Annotated in this window: 17 protein-coding genes and 1 tRNA gene; 5 read left to right on the top strand and 13 right to left on the bottom strand. The window is 66.1% G+C overall.

Annotated elements, in window-relative coordinates:
- The first annotated feature begins 2 nt into the window (after positions 1-2).
- Positions 3-1,037 carry a methylmalonyl Co-A mutase-associated GTPase MeaB gene (meaB, locus tag CH296_RS22480; RefSeq protein ID WP_094630001.1) on the top strand — a complete coding sequence of 345 codons (1,035 nt, stop codon included), beginning with the start codon at positions 3-5 and terminating at the stop codon, positions 1,035-1,037.
- Here meaB and CH296_RS22475 read toward each other — a convergent pair.
- Together CH296_RS22475 and CH296_RS22470 are read right to left on the bottom strand one after the other, a co-directional pair.
- Positions 1,014-2,078, bottom strand: a complete 1,065-nt coding sequence (locus CH296_RS22475; protein WP_256980571.1) for a nucleoside hydrolase — start codon at positions 2,076-2,078, stop codon at positions 1,014-1,016. The two genes, meaB and CH296_RS22475, sit on opposite strands and share 24 nt — an antisense overlap.
- Positions 2,079-2,086: 8 nt before the next feature.
- Positions 2,087-2,557, bottom strand: a complete 471-nt coding sequence (locus CH296_RS22470; protein WP_256980545.1) for an OsmC family protein — start codon at positions 2,555-2,557, stop codon at positions 2,087-2,089.
- A gap of 300 nt (positions 2,558-2,857) precedes the next feature.
- Between CH296_RS22470 and proP the strand changes: the two genes are divergently transcribed.
- Positions 2,858-4,267 (top strand): glycine betaine/L-proline transporter ProP, encoded by a 1,410-nt coding sequence (gene proP, locus CH296_RS22465; protein ID WP_373453532.1) that lies wholly within the window; start codon positions 2,858-2,860, stop codon positions 4,265-4,267.
- Between the two features lie 18 nt (positions 4,268-4,285).
- On the opposite strand, the gene CH296_RS22460 is transcribed toward proP, so the two are convergent.
- The 5 genes from CH296_RS22460 to CH296_RS22440 form a co-directional block, all read right to left on the bottom strand.
- Complete coding sequence (locus CH296_RS22460) at positions 4,286-5,551, bottom strand: CoA transferase (RefSeq protein WP_256980544.1); 1,266 nt, start codon at positions 5,549-5,551, stop codon at positions 4,286-4,288.
- A gap of 40 nt (positions 5,552-5,591) precedes the next feature.
- Positions 5,592-6,857, bottom strand: coding sequence for a trans-acting enoyl reductase family protein (locus tag CH296_RS22455; protein ID WP_094685782.1), 1,266 nt, complete (start codon positions 6,855-6,857; stop codon positions 5,592-5,594).
- Positions 6,858-6,901: 44 nt separating this feature from the next.
- Entirely contained in the window at positions 6,902-8,398 is a 1,497-nt protein-coding gene (locus CH296_RS22450; protein WP_045195231.1) for a glutamate-cysteine ligase family protein, read from the bottom strand.
- Between the two features lie 105 nt (positions 8,399-8,503).
- Positions 8,504-9,964, bottom strand: a complete 1,461-nt coding sequence (locus CH296_RS22445; RefSeq protein ID WP_032398049.1) for an SDR family NAD(P)-dependent oxidoreductase — start codon at positions 9,962-9,964, stop codon at positions 8,504-8,506.
- A 145-nt stretch (positions 9,965-10,109) separates the two neighbouring features.
- Positions 10,110-10,195: transfer RNA gene (locus tag CH296_RS22440), tRNA-Leu, on the bottom strand.
- A gap of 204 nt (positions 10,196-10,399) precedes the next feature.
- Here CH296_RS22440 and CH296_RS22435 point away from each other — a divergent pair.
- Together CH296_RS22435 and CH296_RS22430 are read left to right on the top strand one after the other, a co-directional pair.
- On the top strand, positions 10,400-11,731 hold the full coding sequence (locus tag CH296_RS22435; RefSeq protein WP_094630096.1) for a M20/M25/M40 family metallo-hydrolase: 1,332 nt from the start codon (positions 10,400-10,402) through the stop codon (positions 11,729-11,731).
- 16 nt (positions 11,732-11,747) lie between these two features.
- Entirely contained in the window at positions 11,748-12,275 is a 528-nt protein-coding gene (locus tag CH296_RS22430) for a YbhB/YbcL family Raf kinase inhibitor-like protein (RefSeq protein WP_032398050.1), read from the top strand.
- Between the two features lie 44 nt (positions 12,276-12,319).
- Here CH296_RS22430 and CH296_RS22425 read toward each other — a convergent pair whose 3' ends face one another.
- From CH296_RS22425 to CH296_RS22415, 3 genes are all read right to left on the bottom strand, one after another.
- Positions 12,320-13,390 (bottom strand): quinone-dependent dihydroorotate dehydrogenase, encoded by a 1,071-nt coding sequence (locus CH296_RS22425; protein ID WP_094630095.1) that lies wholly within the window; start codon positions 13,388-13,390, stop codon positions 12,320-12,322.
- 94 nt (positions 13,391-13,484) lie between these two features.
- The gene (locus tag CH296_RS22420) at positions 13,485-13,706 is read right to left on the bottom strand and encodes a DUF5703 family protein (RefSeq protein WP_032377864.1); all 222 of its coding nucleotides are present in this window, start codon (positions 13,704-13,706) and stop codon (positions 13,485-13,487) included.
- Positions 13,707-13,799: 93 nt separating this feature from the next.
- Positions 13,800-14,825 carry a YncE family protein gene (locus tag CH296_RS22415; protein WP_094685781.1) on the bottom strand — a complete coding sequence of 342 codons (1,026 nt, stop codon included), beginning with the start codon at positions 14,823-14,825 and terminating at the stop codon, positions 13,800-13,802.
- 161 nt (positions 14,826-14,986) lie between these two features.
- Between CH296_RS22415 and CH296_RS22410 the strand changes: the two genes are divergently transcribed.
- Positions 14,987-15,352, top strand: a complete 366-nt coding sequence (locus CH296_RS22410; RefSeq protein ID WP_052050357.1) for a hypothetical protein — start codon at positions 14,987-14,989, stop codon at positions 15,350-15,352.
- On the opposite strand, the gene CH296_RS22405 is transcribed toward CH296_RS22410, so the two are convergent.
- The 3 genes from CH296_RS22405 to CH296_RS22395 are packed head-to-tail and all read right to left on the bottom strand — an operon-like array spanning position 15,327 to position 18,237.
- Positions 15,327-16,169 carry a heme ABC transporter ATP-binding protein gene (locus tag CH296_RS22405; RefSeq protein WP_094685780.1) on the bottom strand — a complete coding sequence of 281 codons (843 nt, stop codon included), beginning with the start codon at positions 16,167-16,169 and terminating at the stop codon, positions 15,327-15,329. The two genes, CH296_RS22410 and CH296_RS22405, sit on opposite strands and share 26 nt — an antisense overlap.
- Positions 16,166-17,233 carry an iron ABC transporter permease gene (locus CH296_RS22400; protein WP_094685779.1) on the bottom strand — a complete coding sequence of 356 codons (1,068 nt, stop codon included), beginning with the start codon at positions 17,231-17,233 and terminating at the stop codon, positions 16,166-16,168. Before CH296_RS22400 ends, CH296_RS22405 begins: the two co-directional genes overlap by 4 nt.
- The gene (locus CH296_RS22395; RefSeq protein WP_094630094.1) at positions 17,230-18,237 is read right to left on the bottom strand and encodes a hemin ABC transporter substrate-binding protein; all 1,008 of its coding nucleotides are present in this window, start codon (positions 18,235-18,237) and stop codon (positions 17,230-17,232) included. Before CH296_RS22395 ends, CH296_RS22400 begins: the two co-directional genes overlap by 4 nt.
- Positions 18,238-18,242: the final 5 nt, after the last annotated feature.

The following is an 18,242-nucleotide window of genomic DNA, read 5'->3' as shown; positions in this document are numbered from 1 at the left end:
GTATGGGTTCTCCGAACGACAAGACGGGTTCTCCGACCGGTGCACCGTCGCCGAGAGGCCGAACCATCGATATCGACGCGGTGGCCGATTCGGTCCGTGCGAACGAGCGATCCGGGCTGGCGCGTGCCATCACGCTGGTCGAGTCCACTCGCTCGGATCATCGTGATCTGGCTCAGCAGTTGCTTCTTCGGGTTCTGCCCGATGCGGGTGGTTCCCATCGCGTCGGTATCACCGGCGTGCCGGGGGTCGGCAAGTCGACCTTCATCGACGCGCTGGGGATGCGCTTGATCGAGAAGGGGCACCGGGTCGCGGTGCTCGCCGTCGATCCGTCGTCGACGCGTACCGGTGGTTCGATCCTGGGTGACAAGACCCGGATGTCGCGTCTCGCGGTGCAGGAGAACGCATACATTCGGCCGTCTCCGACCTCGGGAACCCTGGGTGGTGTCGCACGTGCGACGAGGGAGACGATCGTGCTCCTCGAAGCGGCAGGCTTCGACGTCATTCTGGTGGAGACGGTGGGCGTCGGGCAGTCCGAGGTGACGGTCGCGAACATGGTCGACTGCTTCACGTTCCTGACGCTCGCGCGTACCGGAGATCAGTTGCAGGGCATCAAGAAGGGCGTTCTCGAACTCGCCGATCTGGTTGCCGTCAACAAGGCCGACGGCAAGCACGCGACCGACGCGAAGAACGCGGCGCGGGAATTGGCGGGCGCGCTGCGGCTGATCTATCCGCACGATGCGATCTGGAAGCCCCCGGTGTTGACCATGAGCGCCATCGAGGGCACCGGACTCGACGAGTACTGGGACACCGTGCTGCGCCATCAGCAAGTGCTCAGTGACGCAGGCGAATTCGCGGAGAAGCGTCGCAAGCAGCAGGTCGATTGGACGTGGACGATGGTCAACGACCAACTGCTGCGCCGGCTGGCGCAGAACCCGTCCGTCAAGGCCATCCGCGGCGACGTCGAAGCCCGGGTACGCGACGGTTCTCTGACGGCCGCGCTGGCCGCCCAGGAGCTACTCGACGCGTTCGACTCCTGAATCTGCCCCGGCGGCCGGGAGCGCGGGATAGAGCCGGTCGGCAAGAGCTCCGACGCGTTCGATGAGTCGATCGAAGAATGCCTCGGGATCGGTGTGTGTTGCGATCGCCGCATTGGGGGCCTTGCCCCACATACCGCGCCAGTCCGCGACCGTCGTTCCGCGCGTGAGGGTTCCGACGAGTTCGACGTCGACGGTCGCATGACGGTAGGTGGCGATATCGGCATCCAGTGCGACGGCCGCCGCGAAGGGGTCGTGCATGTGCGCCAAGAATCCCTGATCGTGATCGCGATGGAATTCCATGTAGAACCGCACCGCATCGGAGAAGTGCCGCACGATCGGGTTCGACGCCGTCGATCGAACACCCGGTGCGTCGTCGGGCGAGATCACCTCGGGCGGAAGGCTCCGCGCTCGCGCTGCCAGCCGTCGGATGTGATCGGGGGTCATTTCGATGGTCTCGGTGATGTCGAGCGCGCAGACGATGGGATGTCGTTCCGGCGGTAGTCCGGAGAAGGCTGCGAACACTTCCGCTGCGGCCTCGGGGTCGACGGCGATGTTCCATTCGGTAGTCGGTGTCGTGTTGCCCTGGTGCTGAAATGCGCCGCCCATCAACACCAGTCGCTTCAGCAGTCGAGGTAGCTCGGGATCCCGACGGATCGCCAGCGCGAGATTGGTCAGCGGACCGGTGACCAGTCCGGTGATCTCACCCGGTCGCGAACGAACCAGCTCCACCCACATCGTGGTGGCGTCCCGGCCGGACAGCGACCGCGTGGACACCGGAAGCTCCGCGTACCCGATGCCTTGCGGGCCGTGGGTGTCCTCGGTGGTCATCAGCGGCGCCACGAGGGGTACCTGTGCGCCGAGCGAGACCTCGACGTCACCCGCGCGGCACAGGTCGAGCCAGGCGAGATTGTTCGCAGCAACCTGGTTCACCGGCACATTGCCCGCGGTGGATGCGATACCGAGGATCTCGGCATCGTCGCTGGCCAGCAGGTACAGCAAGGCGAGAGAATCGTCGATTCCGGTGTCGACGTCGACGATCATGGGGACGGTCACGATGCGACCTCGGTCGTCGGGGTGTGCCGCACCGGGAAGTTGACCGATCGCGCGATGAAGCACTTCGACGACGCAGACGCGTGCAGTTTCTCGGCGCGCGGCACCATCGACGGGTCGACAACGGTCACGACCGGAGCCAGGGTGACCTCGACGAACTGACCCGAACCATCGGATTGTTCGGTCATCACTCCGGTGGGGGAGTCGGTGTATTCGGTGACCACCACTCCGGATGCGGCCGCGAGTCCGAGGTACCAGAGCATGTGGCAACTGGACAGCGAGGCGACGAGCATCTCCTCGGGATTCCAGCGTTCGGGATTGCCGCGGAAGCTCGGATCGGAGCTCGCGTGCAGGTCGGGTTTCCCGGGTGCCGACACGATGTGATCGCGGTCGTAGGCTTCGGCACCGGTGGTCCCAGCACCGCGGTTGCCCGTCCAGTTCAGCGTGAGTCCGTAATCGTGGTTCGGCACTGGTCCATCGTGCCAGTACCCGCCCGTTCGGTGACAATCCGCCGCGGAAACCGTTGTCCGCATTGACCGTAATGCCTCGATTGCCAAAGCGGTGTGGCACATTCGTCGTTGCGCGCGTTCACCTGGGCATTCGCCCGAGTGTGTGCGTCGATCTGCACAGCGGTCGTTTGAAAACGAATCGTTTGTCTGGCTAACGTTGAACGAATGACATCAGTGCCCAGTCTCGAACCCGGCCGAGAGCAGGCCACATGGGGACGCCGCCACGTCCAGCATCTTCGCCGCGTTGCGTTCTCGAAACGGATGCGCACGAAGCCGGCCCTCTCGGAGGAGGGCATCACTGTGGTCGATCAGCCGATGCTCAAGCGCGCCGTCTCGGCAGCTGCTCTCGGCAACACGATGGAGTGGTTCGACTTCGGTGTGTACGGCTATCTGGCGGCAACGTTGGGCAAGGTGTTCTATCCCGATGCCACGCCTGCGGTGCAACTCATCTCGACGTTCGCCACGTTCGCGGCAGCGTTCGTCGTTCGTCCGCTCGGCGGCCTGTTCTTCGGGCCGCTCGGTGACCGGATCGGTCGGCAGAAGGTATTGGCCGCCACCATGATCATGATGGCGATCGGCACTCTGGCTGTCGGCCTCATCCCCAGTTACGCGACCATCGGCATCTGGGCACCGATTCTGCTGCTCGTCGCCCGCTTGGTCCAAGGCTTCTCCACCGGTGGTGAATACGGCGGTGCAACGACGTTCATCGCAGAATATTCACCCGACAAGCGGCGCGGGTTCCTCGGAAGTTGGCTCGACTTCGGCACCTTCGTCGGTTACGCGATGGGCTCGGGCCTGGTGACGATCCTCAACGCGGTGTTGGGCGACGCCACCATGATCGAATGGGGTTGGCGCATACCGTTCTTCGTCGCGGGTCCGATGGGGCTGATCGGGCTGTACCTGCGGCTCAAGCTGGAAGATACGCCCGCGTTCCGCAAGCAACTCGACGAACACGACAACAAGGTCAAGGCGCAGGAGAGCGGCCGGAGGTCGATCGGGAAGATCTTCACCGATCATTGGCGGGCGCTGTTGATCTGCATGGGAATCGTGTTGTTGTACAACGTGACCAACTACATGGTGACGTCATATCTACCCACGTACTTCACCGAGGTCGTCGGTCGAAGTCAGCTCAGTGCGGACTTGCTCGTCCTGTCGGCGATGGTCGTCGTGGTGAGCGTCATCGTGGGTGTCGGCAGGCTCACCGACCGAATCGGCCGCAAACCGGTGTTCGTCTTCGGTGCCGTCGGGCAGATCGTTCTCGCGGTGCCCTGCTTCTTGCTGCTGCGCAGTAGCGGGTGGTTGGGTCCGCTGATCGCGTGCTTGCTCCTCGGCCTCGTTCTGGCCTGTTTCGCGGCGCCGAGCGCATCGACGCTACCGGCCCTGTTTCCCACCCGGATTCGTTACGCGGCGCTGTCGATCGGCTTCAACCTGTCCGTGTCGATCTTCGGGGGTACGACGCCGTTGGTGACCTCGGCGTTGGTCAGCTCGACCGGTAGCCCGATGATCCCTGCGTACTACCTCGTCGTGAGCGGTCTCGTCGGCCTCGTCGCCGTCGGATTCCTGCGCGAGTCCGCCACCCAACCTCTGGAAGGCTCACCGCCTCAGGTCGACTCGACCGAGGAAGCCAAGGAGCTCTATTCCGAGGCAGCGGCGACCGCCGGACGCCACTGATCCGGCCTCGGCTCGCCTTCACCCCCAGGTTGCCTCATCGGTGCCCCACGGGCGTGCGGGAAACGGGTAGTCGGCATGATCGTCGAAAACCGGCCGTGCTGTCGTGACACGCCCGTGGGTCACGACACAGTCGGGCGGCGGCGTCGCCCGAGGGCCGTGATGCGGATCCCGCCCTGGTAGTTGCAGTAGCCATGCGGCCGTCCGGGCCAACGACACCTCGACGGAGGCGGTCGAACCCGTTCTGTTCGCGCGATCGGCCAGCTCGCCGACGATCCCTGCGGCCAGTAGATACCCGCTGGCGTGGTCCAGCGCCTGGGCCGGCAGGTGCCCGGGTTCTCCACCACTGCCTTCGAGTACCGAGATGCCGGTGGCAGCCTGGACGAGACTGTCGAAGCCCCGCCGATCCGACCATGGTCCGTGGGTACTCCACGCACTGACCCGTCCATGCAGGACGTCCGCTCGGTGTTCTAGTCCGAACCGTGCGAGAGCGCCCGGGCGGTACCCGGTGACCAAGACATCGGCGGACTCGAGCAGTCGGTTCATCACTGCACGCCCTTCACGCGTGTTCAGGTCCACCGTCGCCGAACGCTTCCCCTGACCGTTTTCCATGTGCTGCCAGCTGATCTCGGGGCGGTGGGGCGGATCCACGCGGAGCACCTCGGCACCGAACAGGGCGAGCGCGCGGGTGGCCACCGGTCCGGCGATGACGCGGGTCAGGTCCAACACCCGGACCCCGGCCAGCGGAGCAGCGGTAGTCCCTCGGAATCGGGGAACTCGACATGTGTCGGAGCCCGTGTCGTTCGAGCGTGCAATCACCGGACCGGACTCGGCTGCACCACCTGCGGGCTCGGCGGGCCACTGGTCTTCGGTGCGGACCCGCACTGCGAGAGCGCCGTTCTGTGCGCACGACCATTCGAGCTCGACAGCGGTGATCCCCGCCACCCGCTCCGCGAATTCTTCAGTGCCGCAATCTTCGTCGAGACCGACCGTCTCGAGCAGCGCAGTCCGGTGGTGCGGATAGTTCGCGTGAGTTCTCACCCAGCCGTCGGACACGCGGAAGAAGCCGGACAGATCTGCGAACGGCTGCACCGGTGCACCGTCGAGGCGCACCATCGAGTCCCCCATGAACGATGCTGCTATCCGCTCCGCCGATGCCGTCGGGACCGCGCCGGTCGAAGACGGTTCGAGAACACCCCTCAGCCTGCCGACTGCGGTACCCAGGGCACCGACCGATTCGGCAGCGATGGTCGCCACCGGCAGTGTCGCCGCGAGCCAAGCACTCACGGGTGCGGGCACCGCGCCGAGGGGACTGCCGTTCCCGACATCAACTGCGCTTGGCCCAGATCTCCATACCGGCAGCATTGAGACGGTCCACGAGGACGTCGCCGATCGCAGTGGCCGGAGTGAGGACTCCGCTGGCCTTCGGCAGGGCGTCACCGCCGTGCACGAGTGCGAGTGCCGACTCGGCCAGCATGACTGCGGTGGCCTTGTAGCCGGGATCTCCCGAGGCCTTGACCCGGGCCCGGTAGCGAGCCCCCGATGTGGTGAGGGTGTACAGGTCGACCGTGAAATGTCCCTTCTCGCGGGCTTTTTCACTGGGGCCGGTGCCCGGCTTGGGCAGAATGCGATCGAGCACCTTGCTCGGAAGCACAGTCATCGCGGACACGCCGACGAAAAGCCCAGCCGACAGAGCACCGGCGAGGACGGGGCTGGCGAACGACGAGCCGACACTCATCACCTCGCTGTAGCGGAACTGCTTTCCGTAGGCCCAGTCGCGAAGTGCGTTGGTCCGCCGGACGACTCGCGTGTTGTACGAGGCCATCACGAACGGTGCTTTCCAACCGCGCAGGCTCGGGTCGATCTTCTTGCCGTCGATCAGTACGGTGTCGAGTTGGCGACCGAGTTGCGGCTCGAGGCCGCGATCGGGACTGAGCGAGTACGGCCGCGCGGCGATGCGTCGGGCCCGCTTGTCCTTCTTCATCGCCTCGATCTGCCCTCGCAGCGAGTCGATGGTGCCACCGCTGACCCCACCGGACATCGACGTGACCACCAGGGTCGTGTCGGTCAGCTCCCCGGCGTTGTCCGCGGTGACGGCCTCGTACAGGGCGTGTACGCCGATGTCGGACGGGATGGAATCGAAGCCGCACGAGTGGACGATGCGGGCCCCGGTGCGCTGAGCGATCTCGTGATTGGTGTCGATGCTCTCGCGAGCGAACAGCACCTCGCCGGTGAGGTCGACGTAATCCGTCCCGGCCTCGGCGCACGCCGTCGCCAATTCCAGGCCGTACTTGGCGTAGGGGCCGACCGTGGTGATGACGACGCGGGTCGATCGGGCCATGGCCTCGAGCGATGCGACGTCGGTGGCGTCGGCCTCGAGAACGGACCACTGCTGAGCCCTGGAGCCCAGGTCCTTCCTGGCGGCCTCCACCCGCGCCGTCGAGCGCCCGGCGAGGGCGATCCGGGTGTCGGCCGGTGCATGCTCGGCGAGGTATTTCGCCGTCAGTTTCCCGACGAAGCCGGTGACGCCGTAGACGACGATGTCGTGAGTGCGATCGGGGCCGACGGTCGAGTCGGATGCTGGCGAGTTCATACCAGCGACACTAACGCGGGTCACCCCCGTGAGTCGACGCGCCGTCAGTTCGTCCAGGTGTGCACGGGTTCTCCGGCGTTCATGAGGGTGACGTAGTCGCCGAGCATTCCGGCGAGGGCGCGATCGCGCTTCTCACCGGCGCGTTCACGGGCGACGACGGCGTTGCGCTGCCACACCGAGCCGGACTGCTTGGCCAGGCACCGCGCTTCGATCACCCCGAGATAGCGGTCGCGGACCGGCGCGTCGACGCCGTAGGCGGCCAGGCCGGCGTCGGCCAGTGGCAGCAGCCGGCGCAACACCAGTTCCTGCGGACTCACCCAGCCCACCTCGGGCCAGTAGAGCATCGAATCGAACCCGCCGCGGGCAGCGGAGTGCACGTTCTCCTCGGCCGCGTCGAACGACATCTGGGACCACAGCGGGCGGTCTGCATCGGCCAGTGCGCGGACGGTTCCGTAGTAGAACGCCGCGTCGGCGAGGGTGTCCACCACCGACGGGCCGGCCGGGAGGACACGATTCTCGAGCCGAATGTGGTGGCCGTCGCCGGACCGGTCGTAGATCGGTCGGTTCCACCGGTAGACGGTTCCGTTGTGCATGCGCAGTTCGGACAGTGACGGTGTCTTGCCCTCGGCCAGCGCAGCTTTGGGGTCCTCTTCGCTGCAGACGGGAAGCAACGCAGGGAAGTAGCGCGAATTCTCCTCGAACAGATCGAAGATCGAGGTGATCCACCGTTCGCCGAACCACACCCGTGGTCGGACTCCCTGATTCTTGAGCTCCTGCGGCCTGGTGTCGGTGGCCTGCTCGAACAACGGGATACGAGTCTCGTGCCACAGCGCGCGACCGGCGAAGAACGGCGAGTTGGCGGCGAGCGCCACCTGTACGCCCGAAAGAGCTTGCGCTGCATTCCAATACGATGCGAACTCGTCCGGAGCCACCTGCAGGTGGAGCTGAACCGACGTGCAGGCTGCCTCGGGCAGGATCGTGTCTGTCACGATGTCGAGGTCCTCGGCGGCAGCGGCACCGGGCAGCCGCACTCCACCGATCTTCAGTTCGATGTCTTCACCGCGCGCGGCGAAGATCTGTTGATTGAGCAGGTCGTAGCGCGGATTCGCCGAGAGCCACCGGTGCTCGAAGTGTTCCTCGTCCAGAGTCGGGAGCATGCCGATCATGGCCAGACGGCTACCGGAGGTGCGGGCGCGTTCGTCCGCCGCATTCAGCGATCTGCGCAGGTCCGTCTCCAACTCGGCGATCGACGCACCGCGCAGTGGCCGAGGGTCGACGTTGATCTCGATGTTGAACTGTCCGAGCTCGGTTTGATAGTCGGGGTCGGCGATGGCGTCGAGCACGGCGGCGTTGGCCATCGACGGCTCCATGTCGTCGTCGACGAGATTGAGCTCGATCTCCATGCCGATCTGCGGTTCACCGACGTGGAAGGTCTCGTCGGCCAACATGACCGCCAGGGCATCGAGACAGTCCTGGACCTTCTGGCGGAACTCGTGCCGATCCTGCCTGGTGAACTTACGGCGCTCGACGTCCTCGCCCATGGTGACCGCCTATCGGTGCGTGAAGATGGGCCGTTCGCTCACGCGCAACGACTTCGAGTTACGAGTATCGCAGTACGCGTTCGCCGAGGGGGACGCACGCGAAAATCACCAGGGTGAGGGCTGATAATCCTTGAGGAACGAGCCGTACAGGTCGTTTCCGAGCTCTCCCTGCACGATCGGGTCGTACACCCGCGCGGCCCCGTCCACCAGGTCGAGTGGAGCATGGAAACCCTCGTCGGCGAGCCGCATCTTGGTGGGGTGCGGCCGTTCGTCGGTGATCCAGCCGGTGTCGACGGCGGTCATCAGGATTCCGCTGTCGAGCATCTCCTTCGCGCTGGTGCGCGTCAGCATGTTCAGCGCGGCCTTGGCCATGTTGGTGTGGGGATGGCCCGGCCCCTTGTATGCGCGGCCGAACTGGCCCTCCATGGCGGAGACGTTGACGACGTACTTTCGTCGAGCGTCGGAGGCCTCCATCGCGGTGCGGAGCCGCGAGACCAGGATGAAGGGTGCGACGGAATTGCAGAGCTGCACCTCGAGCAGTTCCACCGGGTCGACCTGCTCGACGGTGTGGATCCAGCTGTTGGTCTCGGCGAGATCGGGTACCAGACCCCCGGCGTCGATGGCGAGCCCGCTCTCGATCCTCTCGGCCGTGACCGAGCCGGCGACCATGGCGAGGGAGGCCACGTCGTCCGCGCTCAGGGCAGCAGTCGATCGGCCGCCGATCGCCGTGGCGGGCAACGAACTCGCCAGTGACGCGGGGTGCGCATCGCTGGTCTTGCCGAACGTGATTCGCTGCGGTCCTGCCCCCTCGGTCAGGGCGGCGGGCAATGGTTCGGCTTCCGCATCGGCCAGTGCACTGTAGGAACCGGGGGAGCGTTTGACGGTCTGTGCGGCGTTGTTGATCAGGATGTCCAGAGGCCCCTCGGCGGCGACGGAGTCGGCAAGTGCCACCACCTGAGCCGGATCGCGAAGATCGATACCGACGACGCGCAGACGGTGCAGCCACTGATCGCTGTCGTCCATCGCTGCGAAGCGACGTACGGCATCGTTGGGGAAGCGAGTGGTGATCGTGGTGTGAGCACCGTCGCGGAGCAGTCGAAGAGCGATGTACATGCCGATCTTCGCTCGCCCGCCGGTCAGCAACGCCCGACGTCCGGACAGGTCGGTTCGAGCGTTGCGCTTGCCGCGATTGAGCGTCGCGCACTCCGGGCACAGCTGGTGATAGAACGAGTCGACGTGGGTGTAGCGCTGCTTGCAGATGTAGCAGGGGCGGGCCTTGATCAGCGTGCCCGCGATGTCTCCCTCGGCGCGGGAGGTGAGGGAGAGGCCTGCTGTCTCGTCGTCGATCCGGTCCGGGGATCCTGTTGCGGTGGCGGCGACGACGGCGCGGTCGGCCGCGTTGACAGCGTTGCGTGCCGCGACGCGTCGAGCACGCTTGAGGTCCTTGAACATGGCACCGGAGGCGCGCTGGACAGCGATCGAATCGGGATGGTTCTTGTCCAGCTCGGCCGCCTGCTTCAGCACGCGCAGGCACGTCTCGAGATCGGTCGGGTCGATCGCGTTCATCGTCGGTCTCCTAGCATCGGCCCCTTCGAGCCGAAGGGAGCGAGTGCAGAACGAAAAAGACCCCGATTCCGAAGAATCAGGGTCCGTTTCGTCTGTCTCAACTCAGATCTGTGAAAATTTCTGTCTGGCTACATCTTTCAGACGGTGTCCGAGGGGGGACTTGAACCCCCACGTCCGTTAATAGGACACTAGCACCTCAAGCTAGCGCGTCTGCCATTCCGCCACTCGGACAAGTGCGACCGCTGCCGCATATTCTTTTGTTGCTTTCACAGCCGGCCGCTGTGTGCTGCGTAAGATTATCCGACGGGTTCCCGATAACCCAAATCCCCACGTCAGTTCGTCCTCGAGGCCGTTTCTCATGGTGCCCGGAGCGGATTCTGGTGGTAGGAACGACGTGTGCCCAACGATGTGAGCAATCCCGGAAACCCAACCGATATCGACGCCACCGTTGCCCTCGACGAGGTCGTGGATCTCGTCAGTTCCCTCATCCGGTTCGACACCTCGAACACGGGGGAGCTCGACACCACGGTCGGCGAGAAGGAATGTGCCGAGTGGGTGGCGAGCAAACTCGAGGAAGTGGGCTACGAGACGGAGTACGTCGAGTCCGGGGCCCCCGGTCGAGGAAACGTGTTCGCCTGGCTGCGCGGATCGGACTCCTCTCGCGGCGCGCTGCTGCTCCACGGACACCTGGACGTCGTGCCGGCCGAGCCCGCCGACTGGAGCGTGCATCCGTTCTCCGGGGCCGTCGAGGACGGGTACGTGTGGGGCCGGGGCGCGGTGGACATGAAGGACATGGTCGGCATGGCCCTGGCGCTGGCCCGACAGTTCAAGTCCAACGGAACCGTCCCACCCCGCGACATCCTGTTCGCGTTCTTGGCAGACGAGGAGGCAGGCGGCAAGTACGGATCCCACTGGTTGGTCGACAACCGACCGGACCTGTTCGAGGGCGTCACCGAGGCAGTCGGCGAGGTCGGCGGTTTCTCCCTGACCGTCCCCCGCCCGGACGGCACCGAGAAGCGGCTCTACATGGTCGAGACGGCGGAGAAGAGCCTGGCGTGGATGCGGCTGACGGCGAAGGCGCGAGCCGGGCACGGATCGTTTCTGCACGACGACAACGCCGTGACGTACCTGGCCGAAGCAGTGGCGAAACTGGGCAATCACACGTTCCCGCTGGTGCTCACCGAGTCGGTCTCGCAGTTTCTGCAGGCGGTCTCGGAGGAATCCGGGCTCGATTTCGATCCGACGTCACCGGACATCGACGGCACCCTGCTCAAGCTCGGCAGCATCGCCCGCATCGTCGGAGCGACCCTGCGCGACACAGCGAACCCGACGATGCTCTCGGCCGGCTACAAGGCCAACGTGATTCCGCAGACGGCGACGGCAGTGGTGGACTGCCGAGTGCTGCCGGGGCGGCAGGCGGCCTTCGAGAAGGAGGTCGACGAGTTGATCGGCCCGAACGTCGAACGCGAGTGGATCACGAAACTGGAACCGTACGAGACCACTTTCGACGGTGATCTCGTCGATGCGATGAACGACGCAGTGTTGGCACACGACCCGAACGGTCGAACCGTTCCCTACATGCTCTCCGGTGGAACCGACGCAAAAGCATTCGCGCGCATCGGTATTCGCTGTTTCGGCTTCGCTCCGCTGAAGTTGCCGCCGGAATTGGATTTCGCGGCGTTGTTTCACGGCATCGACGAACGAGTACCCGTGGAATCGTTGGAGTTCGGTACACAGGTACTCGAACACTTCTTGCTGCACAGCTGATACGAAAGGAACCATCGTGGCGTACAACCCATACGACTCGCTTCCGGACCTACCGTCCTTCGAGTTGACGTCCGAGGACGTCGAAGACGGCAAGACACTGGCCGCTCAGCAGGTCAGTGGAATCATGGGAGCCGGTGGGCACGACAACTCCCCGCAGCTGTCCTGGTCCGGATTCCCCGAGGGCACCAAGAGCTTCGCTGTCACCGTCTACGATCCCGACGCGCCGACGGCATCCGGCTTCTGGCACTGGGCAGTGGCGAACATCCCCGTCGAGACGACATCGCTGGTGTCCGGCGCGGGCGACGACGGCGGGACCGGGGTGCCCAGCACCGCGGTGACGCTCAAGAACGATGCGGGCCTGTTCCGCTACATCGGTGCTGCACCGCCGGCAGGCCACGGCCCGCACCGCTACTTCATCGTGGTTCACGCGGTGGACGTGGAACGGCTCGAAGTGGACGAGACGGCCACCCCGGCCTACCTCGGTTTCAATCTGTTCTCGCACGCCATCGGTCGTGCGGTCCTCACCGGCATCTACGAGGCCTGAGCTCGGTCGTCGGGTGCCGGATTTATGTTCCGGCACCCGGCGGTTCAGGGCTTGTTCGCCGAGCCCACCGCATCGGCGATCGTGGCGAATCCGTGTTGCTCGAGCCGAGCGGCCAGTCCGCGGTGAATGTTCTCGATCCACAGCGGGCCGCCGTAGACGAACCCGGTGTAGCCCTGCACCAGCGACGCGCCCGCGGTGATGCGTTCCCATGCCTGCGCCTCGGTCTCGATTCCGCCGACGGAGATCAGCGCCAGATGCGTACCCACTCGGCGGTACAGGCGTCGCAGTACCTCGAGCGAGCGGTCGGCCAACGGAGCACCGGACAGGCCGCCGGCTCCCATTCCTGCAACCAGTTCTGCGTCGGTGCGCAGACCGGCGCGGGAGATCGTCGTGTTGGTGGCCACGATCCCGTCGAGACCGAGTTCGACGGCCAGATCGGCCACGGCGTCGATGTCCTCGTCGGACAGGTCGGGGGCGATCTTGACCAGTACCGGGACCGTCACCACCGACTGCACCGCCACCAGGATCGGTCGCAGCGATTCCACGGCCTGCAGGTCACGCAGTCCAGGGGTGTTGGGGGAGCTGACGTTGACGACGACGAAGTCCGCCAACGGGCCCAGAAGTTGGGCGCTGGCCGTGTAGTCCGCGGCGGCACCGTCCGGCTCGACGAGCTTGGTCTTGCCGATGTTGGCGCCGATCGGGATACCGGTGCGCCTGGCACGGACGCGCTGGGCCGCGTGCTCGGCACCGTGGTTGTTGAAGCCCATGCGGTTGACGATGGCCCGGTCGAGAGGCAACCGGAACAGTCTCGGAGTCGGATTGCCCGGCTGGCTCTGCGCAGTCACGGTGCCGATCTCGGCGAAACCGAATCCGATCGGCCCCCACGCATCGATTCCGTCGGCATTCTTGTCGAAACCGGCCGCGAGACCGAGCGGAGCCGGGAAGTCGACGCCGAACACCGTCGAGCGCAGTCGTGGATCGTCGACCACGAACATCTTCTCGGCCAGAAAGCGGAGCGGAGGCACCGCGGCGACAGCGCGAAGCACACCGAACGCCAGATGGTGAATCCTCTCCGGTGGCACGAGGAACATCAGGCGCAACAGGACGCGGTACAGGCGGTCTCCCACGGTCTTCTCTCCGGTCGATCTGGCAGGGTAGAACTCGTGCTGTGATTCAGCGATCGTGCGGTCGAACAGTACTGCGAGGCGCTCAGATTCCGGGCTCGGGGATGTGATGCGCGGTCTTCTTGCGTTTGAGCAGCACACGCCTGCTGCCGTCGGTGTAGAGGCGAACCCGCGACAGTTCCCAGCCACCGAACTCCGCCTGAATCGCCAGACGCATCGAGGCCGTCACACGGGTCACGTCCGGTGGCAACCGCAACGGCACGTACTCCCAGTCGTCGGACGGCGACACTTCCCATCCGACGGGCATCTTCGCGCGGCCAGGTGCCGAACTCTCGTGTGCGTTCACATGCCTCCTCCGTCCTTATCGGTCGTTCCTGCAGGCTCCACTCCTGCTTCGAGCTCAGCGACCCGCAGCGGGGATACGCTGCAGCCCGTCACCGGTTGCCGATCCCACGTACAAGTCGCCCGTGTCGGCGTCGACGGCAACCGAATTCGGCTGCCGCACAGTGGCCAACCTCGTGACCTCGACCGGAATTCCGGTGTCGAGTGTGTACCCGACCACCTCGTTGGACGCGGGAAGCGTCACCCATGCGACACCGGACTGCTCATCGTAGGCGATCGCCCACGGCTGCGACCCGACCGGAAACCGTTGCCGCATCAGCAGGTCGTGTGAGGTGAAGACGAGCAACTCGGTACCGGTCGAATCGGTGACCAGAAGGCGGCCGAACTCGTCGCTCGTCATCTCCGCGGCACCTTCGCCTGCGCGCAAGGCCACTCCGAGGGTGCCGTCGTCCAGATTCAGGTCGGTCACCGACGTCTGGCGACGATCGAGGACCGAGACACCGTTCGGTGTACTGGCCAGAGCATCGGCTGAGGTCACGCTGCCGCCGGAGATCGTGGTGGTGACCTGACCGTTCGGATCGAGCACGCGCACCGCGCCGGTGTCGTCGCCGACGGCCGTCGTGCCGTCGGGCAGGTCTGCTGCGGACAGCGCGTCGGCGTCGACCGTCAGGTCGGTGCGCTGTCCGTCCGCGACGGCGATCCTCGCGACGGCGCCGTCCATCGGGACGAGCACTGTCGAGTCCCGTCCGGCGACGAGTTCTGCTGCCGTCGAGCCCAGGTCGACCACGCGGGTCTCGGCTGCGGTGCCGTCGCGGACGAGGGTCACCGTCGTCGATGCGTCGGTCAGCGCCACCAGGGTTCGCGTGACGGGGTCGAAACTGAGGGCGTCCACGGGCGCGAACGCGCCGACGGTACCGGCGGGGGTCACGGTCGGTTCGGGGGACTCCGCCGGCGGTAGGGGCTCGACGGAGATGTCGTCGGCGTTCTCGTCGTCGCTGGAGCAGCCGCCGACCGACAGGACTGTGACGACGGCGAGCGCGGACGCGACTGCCGCCCGAATCGAACGGGTCGACGGTGTTCGCATGAGGCCGAACCTACTTCCTCGAGAAGATGCTGCCGGTGGAGGCGCTGCCACATCTGTACCAGCGTGCGGCGATCTCGGCGAAATCCACCACAGCGGATTTGGTTGCCGACCGGTCGCGGCGGAGGACGCGGTAGCGTGATCGTCCGAGGTCAGTGCACGACATGGGAGTGGACGTGGGAACCGAGGAAACACACTTCGTTGTCGAGGAAGTGAACGCGGGAACGCATCCGAACGGCTTCGGGCGCACCGACGACGGCCGGGCGTTCGCGTTTCGGGTGCACAGGAGCACCCTGTACGTGGAGATATACCGCGCCGATGTGCAATCCCCGGTACCGGACCGGTCCGAGGTCGAAGCGGTGGCCGAGCATTCGGTCACCGAAGTCGATCTGACGGACGAGCGCAGCATCGTCGGAGTGGTGCGTGATGCGGTCGCCCACGCGCAGCAGCTGTCCGATGCGTCACAGCGCGACACCACGGCAGTGCGGTCCTTCTTCAACCGGGTCAATTCCGTGTTGGAAGGTTTCTGACACGGTGGGGAACCACCAGCTGTTCGCCGGTGTCGGGATGATCGAACACGTCGACGGGGTGTCGATAGACCCGGGCCAGCGTTGCGGCGGTGAGCACCTCCCGCGGCGGACCGGTTGCGATCAGTTCACCCGAGTCCAGGATCGCGACGCGATCGGCGTAGGCCGCCGCGAGGCCCAGATCGTGCAGCACGACGACCACGGCGCGGCCTGCGGCGGCGAGTGAACGCACCACGGCCATCACCGACTCCTGATGTCCCAGGTCGAGTGCTGCGGTGGGCTCGTCCAGCATGATCGTCGCCGTGTCCTGGGCGATGACGCGGGCCAGTGCGACCCGGGCCTGCTCGCCGCCGGAGAGCGATGCGAACGGTCGATGCGAGAAGGCCGTCACCTCGCATGCAGTCATGGCCGCTTCGATGCGGTCGTCGTCGTGGCGTGCCGCCGAGGTACCGGCCCAGGGGGCTCGGCCCATCCGGACGATCTGGCCGGCCGTGAACGCGAATCCGACGCTGTGCTGCTGAGGCAGCACAGCGCGTCGCCTCGCCACGTCCACCGAGCGGATGCGGGACAGCGGTTCGTCGCCCAGCAGCACCGATCCGGCGCTGGGCTCGGTGTCTCCCGCCAGGACCGACAGCAGCGTCGATTTGCCTGCGCCGTTGGGTCCCACCAGCGCCAGTATCTCGCCGGCCACCACGTCGAGGTGGACCCCGGACAACACCGTCGCGTCCCCACGTCGTGCGGAGACTCCGCGGGCGACCAGGGCGTTCGAACCCGGTTCAGGGATGACCGGGATGTCGCGGCGTGCTGTGCGTCCCATCATGCCCAACCCCCCTGGCGAGCCCGGGTACGGCGAAGCAGCCAGAAGAAGAACGGGGCACCCGCCAGCGACGTCACCATGCCGAGTGGCAGGTCGACGTTCGCGACGAGAGTCCGCGTCACGAGGTCTGCAGCAAGAAGCACGACCGCCCCGGCGAGGGCGCTGGCCGGAATGAGGAGTCGATGCGCGGGGCCGAGCACCATCCGCATGGCATGCGGAACCACCAGACCCACGAACAGGATGATTCCGGTGAAAGCCACCCCGGACGCAACGAGCAGGGCGACGACGACGATCGCGAACTGTCTGAGTCGTTCGACGTTCACGCCCAGATGGCGTGCCACGTTCTCACCGAGCGCAAGCAGGTCGAGTCGGCGGGCGATCGCCAGGGAGGTGCCGATTCCGAGCAGCGCGAGCGGGCCGACCACCGCCACCGACTCCCAGGTTGCGCCCGCGAGCGACCCCAGTTGCCAGAACACGATCCGATCGCGGGCGGCGGGACTGGCGACGAAGGTGAAGAACGCGATGACACCGCCGGCGAAGGCGTTGACTGCAACACCGGTGAGGATGAGCGTCACCACTTCGGTGCGGCCTGCGTTGCGAGCGAGAAAGTACACGGCGACCGTGGTGACGAGCCCGCCGACGAAGGCGGCGAACGCCACGCTCCACACTCCCGCGAAGCTGCCGCCGAGCACGACGACCGAGCTGGCCCCGACAGCAGCGCCCGAGGAGACCCCGACCACACCCGGCTCGGCCAGTGGATTGGCGAACACCCCCTGGAGCAGCGCACCCGCGCAGCCCAGACACGCGCCGACGAGAATTGCCAGCGTCAGCCGTGGGAATCGGACCTGCCACAGCGTCACCTCGCCGCTGGGATGTGCAGGCATCGGGCCGATCTCGAGTCCCACCCGATGCGCGAGGCTGCCCAACACTTCCAGCGGAGTCGTCGGCACCTGCCCCACAACGGCCGAGATCAACGCCAGGCCGACCAGCGCCACAACCAGGGCTCCGAAAATGGCAAGAACCCGTCCTCGGCCCGTGCGGCGTTCGGCGAGTGTGCGGTTCGTCATGACGCCGGGTCGTACACGGCCTTCGACAGTGCGACCAACACCTTTCCGGTGTTCGGGCCGAAACTGAGGATGGTCCCGTCGTCCATGTCCACCACCCGGCGTTCTCGGCCTGCGGGGGTCTGGGCGATTCCGGGGATCTGCTCCAGACCCTCGATTCCACCGATCGATTCCAGGCCCTTGGTCATCATCAGAATCACGTCGGGTGCTGCGGCGATCAGGGCTTCGCTGGTGATCGGCACGAATTGCTCGGTCAGACCCGATTCGACACCGGCGTCCCTGGCTCCGAGAGCCTCGATCAGTGCATCCGCTCCCGAGCCGGGCCCGGCGAGCATCGTGATCGCAGGCCCGCGCATGTACAGAAACGCGATCTTCGGCGGTTCGGTGGACTCGGGTGGCTCGTTCGCCGCTGCCGAAATCTCGGCGTTCGTTCGTTCGGCGAGGGCAGCCCCGGCGTCGGGCACACCGAGGGCGGCCGCCACGGCCTCGATCTGGGTGGCGACGCCTGCCAGAGTGCGGGTGGGATCGAAGTACACGACGGGAATGCCGGCGGCTCGGATCTGATCCTGCACGGCGCGTGGACCGATGCTGGTATCGGTCAGGACGACGGTCGGCGACAGCGCCAGAATCCCCTCGGCACTCAGAGAATGGCCGGTCGGGGTGACATCGGGCACGTTCTCGGCCGCGGGAAATGCGGCCGAGGTGTCGCGCCCGACGAGGTTCTCACCGAGCCCGAGCGCGAAGACGGTCTCGGCCAGCGTGCCGTACTGGTCGGCGGCGACGATGCGGCTGTTGTCGGTGACCGTGACGGCGACGCCGTCGAATCCGGTCACGGTGACGGGCAGTACCTCGGCCGGATCGTCGGCGATCGGTTCCGGATTCGGATCGTCGACGACGGCGGTGCGGGGGCCGATCGAGTCCGCGGGTCCTGCGGCGGGGGTGTTCGCCGAGCAGCCGACCAGGAGTCCGGCGACGAGGAGCACGGCGGCGAGACGGTTGACGGTCACCACCG

The sequence above is a fragment of the Rhodococcus sp. 14-2496-1d genome (assembly GCF_002259365.1).
Classification (GTDB): Bacteria; Actinomycetota; Actinomycetes; order Mycobacteriales; family Mycobacteriaceae; genus Rhodococcoides.
This window is presented reverse-complemented; position numbering and strand designations above follow the sequence as displayed.